17 protein-coding genes are annotated in these 13,442 nt (G+C 47.9%); 10 read left to right on the top strand and 7 right to left on the bottom strand.

Annotated features, from left to right (window positions below; translation table 11 throughout):
• The first annotated feature begins 5 nt into the window (after positions 1-5).
• From yhbY to P400_RS0112960, 7 genes are all read left to right on the top strand, one after another.
• The gene (yhbY, locus tag P400_RS0112990) at positions 6-302 is read left to right on the top strand and encodes a ribosome assembly RNA-binding protein YhbY (protein ID WP_026826614.1); all 297 of its coding nucleotides are present in this window, start codon (positions 6-8) and stop codon (positions 300-302) included.
• Entirely contained in the window at positions 299-868 is a 570-nt protein-coding gene (locus P400_RS0112985) for a nicotinate-nucleotide adenylyltransferase (protein WP_026826613.1), read from the top strand. Before yhbY ends, P400_RS0112985 begins: the two co-directional genes overlap by 4 nt.
• Positions 858-1,415, top strand: a complete 558-nt coding sequence (yqeK, locus tag P400_RS0112980; protein ID WP_026826612.1) for a bis(5'-nucleosyl)-tetraphosphatase (symmetrical) YqeK — start codon at positions 858-860, stop codon at positions 1,413-1,415. The genes P400_RS0112985 and yqeK overlap by 11 nt, the downstream gene beginning before the upstream one ends.
• 10 nt (positions 1,416-1,425) lie before the next feature.
• Positions 1,426-1,773 carry a ribosome silencing factor gene (gene rsfS / locus P400_RS0112975; protein ID WP_026826611.1) on the top strand — a complete coding sequence of 116 codons (348 nt, stop codon included), beginning with the start codon at positions 1,426-1,428 and terminating at the stop codon, positions 1,771-1,773.
• A complete protein-coding gene (locus P400_RS0112970; protein WP_026826610.1) occupies positions 1,773-2,498 on the top strand; it encodes a class I SAM-dependent DNA methyltransferase in 726 nt (241 codons plus the stop codon). The genes rsfS and P400_RS0112970 overlap by 1 nt, the downstream gene beginning before the upstream one ends.
• A 338-nt stretch (positions 2,499-2,836) precedes the next feature.
• Positions 2,837-3,433 (top strand): hypothetical protein, encoded by a 597-nt coding sequence (locus P400_RS0112965; RefSeq protein ID WP_026826609.1) that lies wholly within the window; start codon positions 2,837-2,839, stop codon positions 3,431-3,433.
• Positions 3,434-3,517: 84 nt separating this feature from the next.
• Positions 3,518-4,987, top strand: a complete 1,470-nt coding sequence (locus P400_RS0112960; RefSeq protein WP_026826608.1) for a catalase — start codon at positions 3,518-3,520, stop codon at positions 4,985-4,987.
• Between the two features lie 83 nt (positions 4,988-5,070).
• Here P400_RS0112960 and P400_RS0112955 read toward each other — a convergent pair whose 3' ends face one another.
• Positions 5,071-5,952, bottom strand: a complete 882-nt coding sequence (locus P400_RS0112955) for a DNA/RNA non-specific endonuclease (protein WP_026826607.1) — start codon at positions 5,950-5,952, stop codon at positions 5,071-5,073.
• A gap of 171 nt (positions 5,953-6,123) precedes the next feature.
• Between P400_RS0112955 and nfsA the strand changes: the two genes are divergently transcribed.
• Positions 6,124-6,873, top strand: coding sequence for an oxygen-insensitive NADPH nitroreductase (gene nfsA, locus P400_RS0112950; RefSeq protein WP_026826606.1), 750 nt, complete (start codon positions 6,124-6,126; stop codon positions 6,871-6,873).
• A 44-nt stretch (positions 6,874-6,917) separates the two neighbouring features.
• Here the strand turns inward: nfsA and P400_RS0112945 are convergent, their stop codons facing one another.
• The 3 genes from P400_RS0112945 to P400_RS0112935 all read right to left on the bottom strand — a co-directional run bounded on the left by P400_RS0112945 (position 6,918) and on the right by P400_RS0112935 (position 9,832).
• Positions 6,918-8,036 (bottom strand): TlpA family protein disulfide reductase, encoded by a 1,119-nt coding sequence (locus tag P400_RS0112945; RefSeq protein WP_026826605.1) that lies wholly within the window; start codon positions 8,034-8,036, stop codon positions 6,918-6,920.
• A 66-nt stretch (positions 8,037-8,102) separates the two neighbouring features.
• The gene (locus P400_RS0112940) at positions 8,103-9,503 is read right to left on the bottom strand and encodes an MBL fold metallo-hydrolase (protein WP_034771195.1); all 1,401 of its coding nucleotides are present in this window, start codon (positions 9,501-9,503) and stop codon (positions 8,103-8,105) included.
• Between the two features lie 32 nt (positions 9,504-9,535).
• Positions 9,536-9,832, bottom strand: a complete 297-nt coding sequence (locus P400_RS0112935) for a rhodanese-like domain-containing protein (RefSeq protein ID WP_026826603.1) — start codon at positions 9,830-9,832, stop codon at positions 9,536-9,538.
• A 115-nt stretch (positions 9,833-9,947) separates the two neighbouring features.
• Here P400_RS0112935 and P400_RS15415 point away from each other — a divergent pair, with 115 nt between their 5' ends.
• Both P400_RS15415 and P400_RS0112925 read left to right on the top strand, forming a co-directional pair.
• On the top strand, positions 9,948-10,322 hold the full coding sequence (locus P400_RS15415) for a rhodanese-like domain-containing protein (protein ID WP_026826602.1): 375 nt from the start codon (positions 9,948-9,950) through the stop codon (positions 10,320-10,322).
• Between the two features lie 33 nt (positions 10,323-10,355).
• On the top strand, positions 10,356-11,135 hold the full coding sequence (locus P400_RS0112925; protein ID WP_026826601.1) for a sulfite exporter TauE/SafE family protein: 780 nt from the start codon (positions 10,356-10,358) through the stop codon (positions 11,133-11,135).
• Between the two features lie 43 nt (positions 11,136-11,178).
• Here the strand turns inward: P400_RS0112925 and P400_RS0112920 are convergent, their stop codons facing one another.
• The 3 genes from P400_RS0112920 to P400_RS0112910 form a co-directional block, all read right to left on the bottom strand.
• On the bottom strand, positions 11,179-11,373 hold the full coding sequence (locus P400_RS0112920; RefSeq protein ID WP_026826600.1) for a hypothetical protein: 195 nt from the start codon (positions 11,371-11,373) through the stop codon (positions 11,179-11,181).
• A gap of 175 nt (positions 11,374-11,548) precedes the next feature.
• The gene (locus P400_RS0112915) at positions 11,549-12,286 is read right to left on the bottom strand and encodes an ABC transporter permease (RefSeq protein WP_026826599.1); all 738 of its coding nucleotides are present in this window, start codon (positions 12,284-12,286) and stop codon (positions 11,549-11,551) included.
• On the bottom strand, positions 12,264-13,196 hold the full coding sequence (locus P400_RS0112910) for an ABC transporter ATP-binding protein (RefSeq protein WP_026826598.1): 933 nt from the start codon (positions 13,194-13,196) through the stop codon (positions 12,264-12,266). The genes P400_RS0112915 and P400_RS0112910 overlap by 23 nt, the downstream gene beginning before the upstream one ends.
• Positions 13,197-13,442: the final 246 nt, after the last annotated feature.

The following is a 13,442-nucleotide window of genomic DNA, read 5'->3' as shown; positions in this document are numbered from 1 at the left end:
ATACTATGCTATCAGGTAAACAAAAACGTTTTTTACGTGCAGAAGCGCACCATCTCTCACCGATTTATCAAGTCGGGAAAAATGGTGTAAGTGAAGCGATGTGTAAAGATATCTCGGACGCACTTGAGAAACGTGAGTTAATCAAAGTCCAAGTACTTCAAAATTGCATGGACACGCCGAAAGACGTGGCTGGCGAATTGTCAGAAGGTACAAAGGCTGAAGTCGTACAAGTCATTGGAAAAGTCATCGTCTTATATAAAGAGGCGACAGAGAAAGAAAATCGCCAAATCAAACTCCCATGAGCCGGATTGGTTTGATGGGGGGCACGTTCGACCCGCCGCATCTCGGTCATCTGTTAATCGCCGAACAAGCTCGCGAACAGCTTGTACTCGACGAAGTCTGGTTTTTGCCGGCTGCGATTCCACCACACAAAGTCGGGTTCAGCTCGGCTGACGACCGAATCGAGATGACCCGTCGTGCCATTCAAAATCAGTCAGACTTCAAGTTGAACCTGATTGAATTTGAACGGAGTGAGCCATCCTATACGGTGGAAACGATGAAGCGGTTGATTGAACAACATCCAGACGATACGTTCTATTTTTTAATTGGAGCGGATTCGCTTGTCTCGCTCGAATCGTGGCACGACTACGAAACGCTCATCCGTCTCGTCGCGTTCGGAGCGGTCGCTCGCCCTGGCACGCGCTATTTGATTCCAGAGAAGGCGGACGTACGCACGATTGACATGCCACAGCTTGAAATCTCGTCGACGGATATCCGTGAACGGGCGAAACGAGGCAAGTCCATCAAATATCTTGTCCCGACGTTAGTCGAGACGTATGTGAAGGAGCATAAGTTGTATGACGTTTGAAGAAGCACACGAGTTGATTAAACAGACGCTGCCAGAAAAACGCTATATCCATACGCTCGGAGTGGTCGAGACAGCGGAGCGCTTAGCGAATCAATATGGCGAAAATATTGAACAAGCGCGTCTTGCTGCGATGCTTCATGATTATGCGAAATACTTCGACACGGAAAAGATGCGCCAAGTCGTCATCGATGAGGGGCTTGATCCGAATCTCCTTCAATACGGGGACGAGTTATTGCATGCGCCGGTGGGAGCAGTGTTGCTGGCTCGACAGTATGACTTGGACCCGCATGTACTTTCTGCGATCCGGAACCATACAACAGGTGAACCCGGAATGTCTCGTCTCGACCAAATCCTGTTCGTGGCCGACGCCATCGAACCGAATCGGAACTATCCAGGTGTCGATCGCCTGCGGACAGAAGCGGAGCAGTCGCTCGAAGCGGCCGTTGTCGCGACACTGCGTCAAACGATTGAATTTTTATTAAAGAAGTCAGTGCGCATTTTTCCACTGACGATTGATACGTATAATGATTTTGTGAATACACCTTAGGAGGGTCTTTATGACTGCAAGAGAAGAATTAGAATTGATTGTAAAAGCGGCTGACGATAAACGTGCCGAAGAAATCGTCGTACTCGACATGGAAGGCATTTCACCGATTGCGGACTACTTCGTCATCTGTCACGGAAACTCGGAGAAACAAGTCGAAGCGATTGCGCGTGAAATTAAAGACATCGCTGGCGAAAACGACTTACCGCTCCACAAGTTCGAAGGAATGGATACGGCACGTTGGGTCCTTGCTGACCTCGAGAACGTCGTCGTTCACATCTTCCATCGTGACGACCGTGATTACTACAACCTAGAGAAATTGTGGGCTGACGCGCCGCACGTCGAAGTGGAAGTCGGCTAATGGCATACGAAGGATTCGCCTATGTATACGACGAGTTGATGAAAGACGCGCCGTATGATGAGTGGGTCGCTTTCGTGCGTCGTCACGTCCAAGATGGCGCGACACTCGCGGATGTCGGATGCGGGACCGGGTCGGCCACGATTCGCCTCGCTGAACATTACGATGTCATGGGAATTGACTTATCGGAGTCGATGCTCGAAGTCGCACAAGAAAAGGCACTTGAAGCAGAAATCGAGTTGCCGCTTTGGGAACAGGATATGCGCGAGTTGGAACTGCCGAAGCCGGTCGATGCGGTGACGATTCTCTGCGACTCGCTCTGCTATCTTCAGGATGAGGCGGATGTAATCGATACGTTCGAATCCGTCTACAACCAACTCAAGCCAAATGGGCTGTTCATCTTTGATGTGCATGCCCCGAATAAGATGCAGACGCTCTTCAACCAAAAGACGTACGCGTCAAACGGGGAAGACTGCTCGTATATTTGGTTTGCCGACCCGGGAGAAGCACCGCTCTCGGTCGTTCATGATTTGACGTTCTTCGTCGCGCTTGAAGACGGGACGTACGAACGGGTCGAGGAGACGCATGAGCAACGGACATATGAACCAGGGCAGTACATGCAATGGTTGATTGGTGCCGGGTTCCACGTCAAATCAGTTACATCTGATTTCACTGAACATGCACCAGGAACTGATGCTGAACGTATTTTCTTCGTTGCACAGAAATAAGTAAATCCCCGATTCTTCAAGAATCAGGGATTTTTTCGTATCACGCACATCCATTGTCTTCCTCATCCGATACCCGCCGAAGGGAAATAGGAATCTGACGGAATCACGAAGTTTTGTTCGTTATATCCATCACAGGGAGAATAGAATTTTGGACCCGCCGATCCATCTTCCACCTACGCTCGGCTGTGCCCCGAGACGCTTGGAGGTGGGAGAATTCGCGCTAAATTCAGTTAAATGAGCAGCTTGCGAATCAACAAATGTGTGTATAGGTTGAAGTCCATCGTGAGTTGGGAATAAACCATATAGAGAACATTATTGACGAAAGAAGGCGAAAGATTATGAAGCTCACGAAAGGGCGTATCCTTGAGTTTGGGTTCGTCTTGTTCATGGCGGTCATACTCGTGACAGCGATCATTGAAGAATCCTGGTTCGATGCGAGTGTGGCGGGAGCCGGGATCATCTCTGGTCTCATCCCGTTTTTCATTGAAAAGACGTTCAAAACAGAACTTGATGGCAAGATGAAAGTGGCGTATATCTTATTCTTGTTCGCGTCACAATATTTAGGGTCCATCGTCGGATTGTATGGGAACGGCTGGTGGGACACATTCCTTCATCTCTTGAGTGGCATCTTTCTCGCATTTTTAGGATTCGACTTTTTCTCCCGGCTCGATGACGATCTTCGTACGGAAATTCCGAAACGGTTTCTATTCGTGTATATCGTCGTCTTTTCAATGGCCGGGGCGGCGCTTTGGGAAATGTATGAATTCACATCCGATGTCTTCTTGAACACGACGATGCAGGGGAACGGAAACGATGATACGATGTTCGACATCATTGCCGGATCAATCGGGGGAGTGCTTGCTGCTTTCTTCGTCGTGTCGCTTCATCAACGTGAAAAAGCCAAGAAAAAACGAAGCATGAAAAAAAGTTCGTGATGCACGATCTTTTTTATTTGTAATCATTATAATATTTTATTAATATCAATATTGTAATGATTATAAATAACGGGAGGCAATCAAATGGATCAACATCGTCAACTAACTACTAATCAAGGCGTACCAATCGGGGATAACGCCAACTCCATCACTGCGGGTCGTCGGGGCCCAACGCTTCTCGAAGACTATCAATTAATTGAGAAATTAGCGCATTTCGACCGTGAACGTGTACCAGAACGTGTCGTTCATGCGAGAGGGGCAGGAGCACATGGTGTCTTCACCGTAAAAAATAGTATGAAACGCTATACGAAAGCGGCATTCTTGCAAGAAGAGGGGCAAGAGACGCCTATCTTTGCGCGTTTCTCGACCGTCATCCACGGCTTAGGTTCACCGGAAACGCTTCGTGACCCGCGTGGTTTCTCTGTCAAGTTTTACACAGAAGAAGGAAACTATGACTTCGTCGGAAACAACTTGCCGGTCTTCTTTATCCGTGATGCGATTAAATTCCCAGACGTGATTCACTCACTCAAACCGGACCCGCAAACGAACCTTCAAGACCCGGACCGCTTCTTCGACTTCATGTCACTCACACCAGAATCGACGAGTATGCTTCTTCATTTGTTCAGTGATGAGGGTATCCCGGCATCGTATCGTCATATGCGCGGGTCATCCGTCCACTCTTTCAAATGGGTGAATGAATTTGGAAACACGGTGTACATAAAGTTGCGCTGGGTACCGAAGCAAGGGATTCAAAACTTATCGATGGAAGAAGCTTCGAAAATTCAAGCAGAAGACTTCAACCATGCGACACGTGACTTGTTCAACGCGATTGAAAACGGGGACTATCCGGAATGGGATTTATATGTACAAATTTTAGACCCGGCGGACATGGATAACTTCGACTTCGATCCGCTAGATGCGACGAAAGATTGGTTCGAGGACGTCATCCCGTATCAATTGGTCGGAACGATGACACTCAACAAAAACGTCGACAACTACTTCGCCGAGACCGAGTCTGTTGGTTTCAACCCGGGGGTCCTCGTCCCAGGGATTCAGCCATCAGAAGACAAGATGCTTCAAGGACGACTCTTCTCGTACTCAGACACGCAACGTCACCGTATCGGACCGAACTATCTTCAGCTTCCAATCAACTGTCCATTCGCTCAAGTCGCAAACAACCAGCGTGACGGAGCGATGCCATTCAAGCAACAGACGAGCCCGGTCAACTACGAGCCGAACCGCTATGAAGACGCACCGAAGCCGAATGCGGATTACATCGAGACGCCACAGCCAATCACAGGTGTGACGGGACGTCAGAAGATTGAGAAGACGAACGACTTCGGCCAGGCCGGAGAAGTGTATCGCCGTTATTCTCAAGAAGAGAAGGACGCACTCATCCGTAACCTCGTCGCCCACATCAAAGAAGTTCGTCATGAGAAGACGACTCTTCTCCTAATCTGTAACTTCTATCGTGCGGACCGTGAGCTCGGAGAGCGTCTCTCGAACGAGTTGAACGTTGATCTCGCACCATTCTTGAATCAGATGTCGAACTAACAAGTTAGCCGCGGTCATGTACCGCGGTTTTTTTGTATGCAAAAAGACGTCTCTCCATTAGAGAAACGTCTCGTGAAACGCTGTTATTCACCGACCATCCCATCACCGTCTCGGTCGTCCATATATTGATACAACCAATGGTCACGCGTGATCGGCATCTCAAATCCGGCATTCTTTGCTTCTTTGATTGTCACTTGCCCGTTCCCGTCAAGGTCGATATCAGATAATTCTCGCTCCTCGACCGGCTCCGTCGTCACGTCAGGCGGTGAGTCGTCCGTCAAATCCAGCGATTCGTTTACTTCTTCAGGGTCCGCGTTACCATACGTATCGGTGACCGTGTTGCCTCGTACGGTATACGTGTATTGGTAGCGGGAAGGAATCTGTGTTGTCGTGTTCGGATAGGTGATGATGGCCTCGAAGTCTTTCGCCCCACCAGCTTTTCGGATGACATCTTCCATGAACGCCTGATCACCGTAGCGGTTGAGTGCGCTGTTTTGTGGTGTGATGTTATAGGCGTTCGAGACACCGCCGAGCGAATCGGCGATGATATGGCCTTCATCGAGGTTCGGGTCTTCAACACCCGGAACTTTTGCCTCGTCTGAATAGTAACGTCCTGAAGAATTGACGTCTTCGGTCTCATCGTCCTGAAGAGTGATCTCATCGGCAATCACGCGAACCAATTGACCATGTTCGTTCGTGAACGCCCAATACTCACGGTCGCCAAAACCGATATCGACGACGACATTCGCTTCACGACTACCGGATTGATCGCCGCCATCAACCTCGATCAACGTATAGCCTTCGAACAAATCTTCTTCCTGTTCAGGTGAAAGCGTCTCGGTTGTCTGTTCCTCTTGTGTCGTACTCTCTTCGGTCGACGTCGAGACGCTCATATCGGCATCCGTACATCCAGAGAGGAATAGAGCACCAAGAAGGTATGGAATGTAAAATGGCATTCTTTTCATATATATCGCTCCTTATTCGAAGTTACATGATTGTATTTACTATATAGCTTTTAATGATAGCATAAGAAAGCAAAATTCGGACATCATCCATTCAAAATGTGCCCAACGGATTCCTCTTATTTGTGGATTCACAAACCTTGTGCCAAGATTGAAAAAAAGGGGGAAGAACGTATGAACGAAGTGATTGAGACATTATTGAACCACCGTTCCGTCCGCGATTTTACGGACGAGAAATTGACAGATGAACAAATTCAGACAGTCGTCGAGAGCGCACAACGCGCATCAACGTCTAGCTTTATCCAGGCCTACTCCATCATCGGGGTGACCGATGAAGCGAAAAAGAAACGACTTGCCGAGATAGCGGGTGATCAGTCCTATGTGGTCGAGAATGGTCATTTCTTCGTCTTTTGTGCAGATTTGCATCGTCATGAAATGATTGGTGAGCTACAAGAGGCTGAGCTTTCTGCGACGCTTGAGACTGATGAGAAGTTGCTTGTCGCTGTGATCGACGCGGCGCTTGCCTCACAAAATGCGGCGGTGGCAGCGGAGTCGATGGGACTCGGGATCTGTTATATCGGCGGAATTCGGAACGACCTGTTTGCTGTGAAAGAAGTGCTCGAATTGCCAGAACGGGTCATTCCGCTCTTCGGGATGGCAGTCGGTGTACCGGCTACAGTCGAGGATCAAAAACCACGTCTACCGTTCCACCATGTCTACCATGAGAACAAATACGAGGCGAATCCAGAACGGATCAAACAGTCACTTTCTGATTACGATGCGTTGATCCACGATTATTATATGGTCCGGGGCTCTAACCCGCGTAAAGATACGTGGACCGGACAGATGGGGCGCATGTTGTCGAAATCGACACGTCTTGACGTCAAAGACTTCTTGAAAGCACAAGGCTATTTGAAGCAATAAGATAAACCGCCGACAAGTCTCTGTCGGCGGTTTTGTCATGTTCACTATAATTGAGCATCGAGCCAGTCATGATCGATGGCGCCGAATTGCTTCGCAATGATTACTCCAGATTCATCAAGCACATACGTCGTCGGCATCGCTTGAATTCGGTACGCATCACCGACTTGGCCGTCACGGTCATAGACGACGGTAAAAGCGTCTTCGTACGGTTCGACAAACGAGACGGCATTGCTTGGATCGCGTTCGCTCGTCGTCGTGTTAACAGCAACGATGATCACATCTTCACGCTCTTTGGCGAACGCGGCCATATCTGGCATCTCTGCGCGACACGGAGGGCACCAAGACGCCCAAAAGTTGACGACGACGAGCTTACCGCGTAACGATTCTAAGTCGAATGCGCTCCCGTCGGTTCGTTTTAATTCGAACGAAGGTGGGATTTGCCCGATATTCAAACCGGTCGATGCCGTCTCGGTGGTGACGGTTTGCGACGCGCGTTCCGGTAGAGTAGCATTTACCACCGCTAGCACGACAAGAACACCGATACTGAATTGTACGGCTTTTCTTGAAGGGCGAGCGAGAAAGACGGTCAGTCCAAACAGGACGAGGGTGATGACGATCATCCACCATTGAATCTGTCCGACTGCGTATGATTCAAACAGCCAGATACTAGATGCACCAAGGACGGTCCAAAGGATGTTCCCGCGTGTCGGCTCATGCATCCATCGCCACGTCGTTACGAGTAGCAGAAGGATGAGGACGGCGCTCCATAGATGAATCGGCTGGTCGGAAAGGTTCAAAATCGTCCCGTATATCGGAGCCGCGAGCGTCATCCCGAGCCAGATGAGGACCCCACTTAGCACCCAATATCCTAAAAGGTCTCGATCGAGTCGATAGACGAGCCAAAGTACGATTCCGCTTGCAATCAGTTGAGCCCAAATACCTCCAGTCGCATAGAGAGCGATTGAGATATCACGTGTCGTCAAGAGACCGATGACAATCGCACTTCCTTTCCAAGCGAGAAAACCATAGAACCATGTACCGATGACGGCTTCACGTTGTTTACTTGTCAACCCAAGGAAGCGGAAGATGCCATAAAGGACAACAAGACTCAGTAAGAAGATGAGTAAATCTAAACGAATGTTGAGTGGACCGATAGCGACCACGTCTTTCCCTCCTAAACAAAAGGCACCCCTCTCGAAGCGGGCGCCATATTCATAGTCAGTATAGCATTACTTGATTTGTTGAGCGTTCAAGACAGTCTTCATCGCACCGTAGCCACCAAGGACGTTGTTGATGTTTTTGTAGCCGAGCGATTGAAGGACACTTGCCGCCATGCGTGAGCGGACGCCTGAAGCACAATGAACCGCAATCGTTTGGTCTGTCGGAAGACCTTCATGGTCACGTGCGAGTTTTCCGAGCAAGATGCGCTCTGCCTTTTCGTAATGGCTTGCGTTCCATTCTGTCGCGTTTCGAACGTCGAGAACGAAGACGTCTCCTTTTTCAGCAGCTTCAATCGCTTGTTCTGCCGTCACGTCCGTATACGTTTCCGTCAAGAGCGATGCTTCGAGTTCTTCGACTGGAACGATGAAACGAAGACGGTCAAGGCCAATCGATTGAAGGTCCGTTTGCACTTGATCGATGTCCTCAGCACTTGCGATGAGTGTGATATCTTTGTCGAAGTTGACGAGCCACCCCGCCCACGAGACGAACTTGTTGTTGTACGGGATGTTAATCGTCCCTGGTACGTGTCCGTTCGCGAAGTCCTCACCTTTACGCGTGTCGACGACTTGCGTCTCTTCGACGAGTGTATCGAGACGATTCGATTCGACGACTTCAGGCCGAGTAATTTCAGTCGTGATTTGGATGCCTTCCTTGTTCACTTTTTTCATCATCGCGAAGTAGTTCGGTGGTTCGGGTTGATCGGTTGTCAACTCTTTGATGAAGGCATCTTTGTCCGTCATCTGTAGCGCCCAGTTCGTCGCTTTCTCGTAACCGACCGTTGACGTAGGAACCGCACCGAGCGCTTTCCCGCAAGCGCTACCTGCGCCGTGTCCAGGCCATACTTGAACGAAGTCTGGTAGAGCTACGAATTTTTTGAGCGAATCAAACATTTGTTCTGCGCCGATTGCCGTCGTTCCTTTTACACCTGCTGCTTCTTCGAGAAGGTCAGGGCGACCGATATCGCCGACAAAGACGAAGTCCCCTGTGAAGATTCCCATCGGTTGTGTTTGATTGCGGTCATACAATAAGAACGAGATATGCTCTGGTGTATGGCCAGGTGTGTGCATGACTTCGAGTGTCACGTTTCCGATTTTGAACGTCTCACCGTCTTTGACGAGTTGTGAATCGATGTCTTTCGCGAACGCATACTTCCATGAAGCATCTCCTTCATCAGATAGATATGCTTTTGAGCCTGTGCGTTTCGCGAGTTCGAGTGAACCGGACACAAAGTCTGCATGGATGTGAGTCTCTGCCGTTGCAACAATGTTCATGCCTTCTTTTTTAGCTTCCTGAAGGTATGGTTCGATGTTGCGGGCCGGGTCGATGACAATCGCTTCTCCCGTCATTTGGCAACCGACCATATATGAAGCTTGTGCTAATTTTTCATCATAAAAATAACGTAATAACATGTGAATTTCCCCCTATGACCTAAAGTAATGGTTTATTCGACTTCGCCTTGCCAGCTCATCATCCCGCCATCGACGTTCGTGACATCGAACCCGAGTGAGTCGAGATAAGCAGATGCATTCATGCTGCGTCCGCCAGCTGCGCAAATAACGTGAATCGGTTTAGAGCGATTGAGCTCATCGACTTTTGCCCCGAATTCAGAAAGTGGTACGTTTTTCGCTTGTTTGATGTGACCTCCAGCATATTCATCTGTCTCGCGCACATCGATTAAGTTGAGTGAATCGTCTGCTTGAAGTAACGCTTCTAATTCAGTAGTCGTAATCGTCTTCATAAGTCATTGATCTCCTTTTCATTTCCTAGTGATTTGGCAACGAGAATGTTTCGTTGGCTTTAATATACCCCCTAAGGTATAATGAGCGCAAGTGAAAAGAATTGGAGGAGAAAAGATGAAGAAAATTTCCTTATTTGTTGGAATTGTGGCTTTAATGGGTATTTTTATCTTTGTAATCACATCTGAAAAGGATGGTATTGTGAAGATTGATACAAAAACTCTACAAAACAAATTGGAAAACGAGGAAATAACACTCCTTGACGTACGTGAAGTGTCTGAATACGAGGGGGGGCATATTGCAGAAGCGGTGAATGCACCACTTTCTTCATTAGATGCTGCCCAATTATCGTACCCGAAAGACGAACCGATTTACGTTATTTGTCGGAGTGGTAACCGAAGTGCCCAAGCTGCCACACAGTTACAAGACGCCGGCTATACAGAAATTTATGACGTTTCAGGCGGTATGATTTCTTGGGAAGCGAATGAATAATCAGAGAATAATAAACTAAATGGAGGAGTCTATATGGAGTTCGGTTTTATCATTACAATTTTTTTAATAGGATTTATCGGATCATTTATTTCTGGAATGGTCGGAATTGGAGGATCCATCATCAAATATCCGATGTTGTTGTACATTCCACCACTTTTAGGATTTGCTGCATTCAGCGCACACGAAGTTTCAGGAATCAGTGCGATTCAAGTATTCTTTGCAACTATCGGTGGGATTTACGCTTATCGTAAAGGTGGATACTTAAACAAGCAATTGATTCTCTACATGGGTGTAGCAGTATTGATTGGTAGCTTTATTGGAGGGTATGGATCGACGATTCTTTCGGAGACGATGATCAATGTTGTTTACGCTGTACTCGCCACGATTGCAACGATTATGATGTTCTTGCCGAAACCGCAAGTGGATGATATGCCACTCGACCAAGTGCAGTTCAACAAAGTGATTGCGGCAAGTTCAGCGTTCGTCGTAGGAATCGCGGCTGGTATCGTCGGGGCGGCGGGTGCATTCATTCTCATGCCGATTATGCTCGTCGTCTTACGCATCCCGACAAAGATGGCGATTGCCAGTTCACTTGCCATCACGTTCATCTCGTCAATCGGTTCGACATTCGGAAAAATCATTACCGACCAAATCGTCTGGGAACCGGCTATCATCATGATCATCGCGAGTTTGATTGCTGCACCAATCGGAGCAAACGTCGGCAAAAACATGAATACGAAAGCACTTCAATGGATTTTGGCGCTACTTATTTTAGCGAGCACCATCAAAATTTGGAGCGACTTGATCGCATAAAAAAATCACGATGCCTAGCGTGTAGGCATCGTGATTTTTTCGATTATTTCGTAATGAAATAGTAAAGCAGACCGAGTCCGATGAACGAGACGGGGAGCAAGATGATGTAGAGCCAAGAAACCATCGATAAGCTTTTCTTTTGGCTGTACGTGGAACGGTCTTTCCCGAGCCCGACCATGATGGTGAAAATGAGCGCAATCAAACAGACGAGCAATGCTAAACCGATCGTGAGAGCCATATTGTCACATCCTTTTTTCAACCTATTACCTTCATCATATCGTATGCTTGCTAGAGACGTCTTCCAGAATATTGAGTTTATGTGACAAAAGGGAAAGAGAATCGTCACACATGCAGATTCAGACAACAAAAATCTCTATCGATTCGAACGTGTCGAATCAATAGAGATTATTTGTTTATTCCGCGAACGTTTTGCTACGGAACATAAACGCCGTGATGAGGTAAAATGCGACGATATGAAGGGCGACGTAGAAGATTGAGAAGCCGATCGTAGCATCCATTGCTTTCATGAATTCAGGATTCACGTCATAAATGGAGAGGTCCGTATGCAAGAAGACGACCCATTTCGCAAGCTCAGGTTTCCAAGCGACGAGAAGACCACCGATGATACTAGACGCGAAATTCGCGAGCACCGTGAAACCGATGACGACACCGACCGACTTGAAGACGACCGAGAACATGAGTGTCAAGAAGATGATGAAGATTGGTCCGCTCACACTGATGAGGATTGGACGAACGACGTCCCATGTGACAGAACCGTCTAGCGTGAGGGAGAACCCGAACGCGACGACTAAGATGAAGACGAATTGTAACAACATGACGAGGACGGCCATGACGAGTTTAGATAACAAGATACGGTCACGAGAATAAGGACTCATCAGGAGATGCTTCAGCGTATCGAACTTCAGTTCGTTCCCGACCATCTCAGCCGTGAAGACGATTGTAAAAATACTCAGGAAGGCGATAGCGCCCATTGTTGAAAATTCAAAGAACGATGCCGCTTCCGGTGTACCGTCTCCGCTTGCCAATACGGCGTATACGATGAGGATAATCGCCGTGTATACACCTAGGGCGACATATGGTTTAATCGTACGACGCCATTTCATCCATTCATTGCTGAGTAATGAACGCATTGTTCGTACCTCCTTCTTTTTTCGTCAATTTCAAGAATTGTTCTTCGAGCGACTCGTGCTTCATACCGATTTGATAGACGGCGATGTCTCGCTCGATTAATTGTTTCAATAAGATTGGGATATCCGTCTCCTGTCGCGGTACGATGAACGACTCCGCAGACTGCTGGACGATTTTCACGTCATCAAAAGCGAGTGCAGCGACGTCGAGTGCATCGTTCATTTGTTCTTTGGCAACTTTACAAAGGATGACACTCTCGGCTTTCGTTTGTCCATCTTCTACCGATTTGATTTGCCCTTGGTCAATAATGGCGAAGCGGTCCGTAATCAATTCCATCTCACTCAACAAATGACTTGAGATGAGGATGGCGATCCCGCGATGGTCAGCGAGGTGGCGTAAGTAATTCCGAAGGTCGGCGATTCCAGCTGGGTCGAGACCGTTCGTCGGCTCATCTAAAATGAGAACTTTTGGATTATGCAACAAAGCACGGGCAATCCCGAGACGTTGCTTCATCCCGAGCGAGTACTGTTTCACTTTCATCTCGAGTTTTCCGTCGAGACCGACGAGTGCGCCGAGCGCGTTCAAGTCGACTTTTTTCAAATTCGGGATCAAGTTCATGGCATGAATCAAGTTTTCTCGTCCTGTCATGTACGGGTAAAACGCCGGATTCTCGACGATGGCACCGATTCGGCTCAGCGCCTCTTGGCGACTGTTCGCGACGTCATATCCGTCGACGGTTACGGTCCCGTGAGTGGCCGGCATGAGACCTGTGATAATACGTATCGTTGTTGTCTTCCCCGCGCCGTTTGGGCCTAGAAAACCAAAAATCTCACCTGGAACGACATCAAAACTGACATTCGTCAAAACCGTCGCTTTTCCCATTTTCTTGTGAACATTCTGTACGGATAACATGTTGTCACCTAGCTTTCTTTTAAATGTGTTAGTGTGCTTCCTACATCCCCTTCTACGGGCTTGTTTGAAATAAGGTTTCATCTTTTTTTGAAATTTTTGAAACAAATGCTTGTGACACAATTTATCGATAAGCAAAACTTATTGAAATAGTATGGACGAATTGTGAATTTGTAAGGGTCTTTCCGCCATGAAAGGTGTAGTATGAAGTTGAGCGTAAGAGGCAAGATTTTGTTTTGTTCACTAGGG

The organism is Exiguobacterium marinum DSM 16307, from assembly GCF_000620845.1.
In the GTDB taxonomy this organism is placed as follows: domain Bacteria; phylum Bacillota; class Bacilli; order Exiguobacteriales; family Exiguobacteriaceae; genus Exiguobacterium; species Exiguobacterium marinum.
Note: the sequence above shows the minus strand (reverse complement) of the source record. Positions and strands in the feature narration are given on the sequence as shown.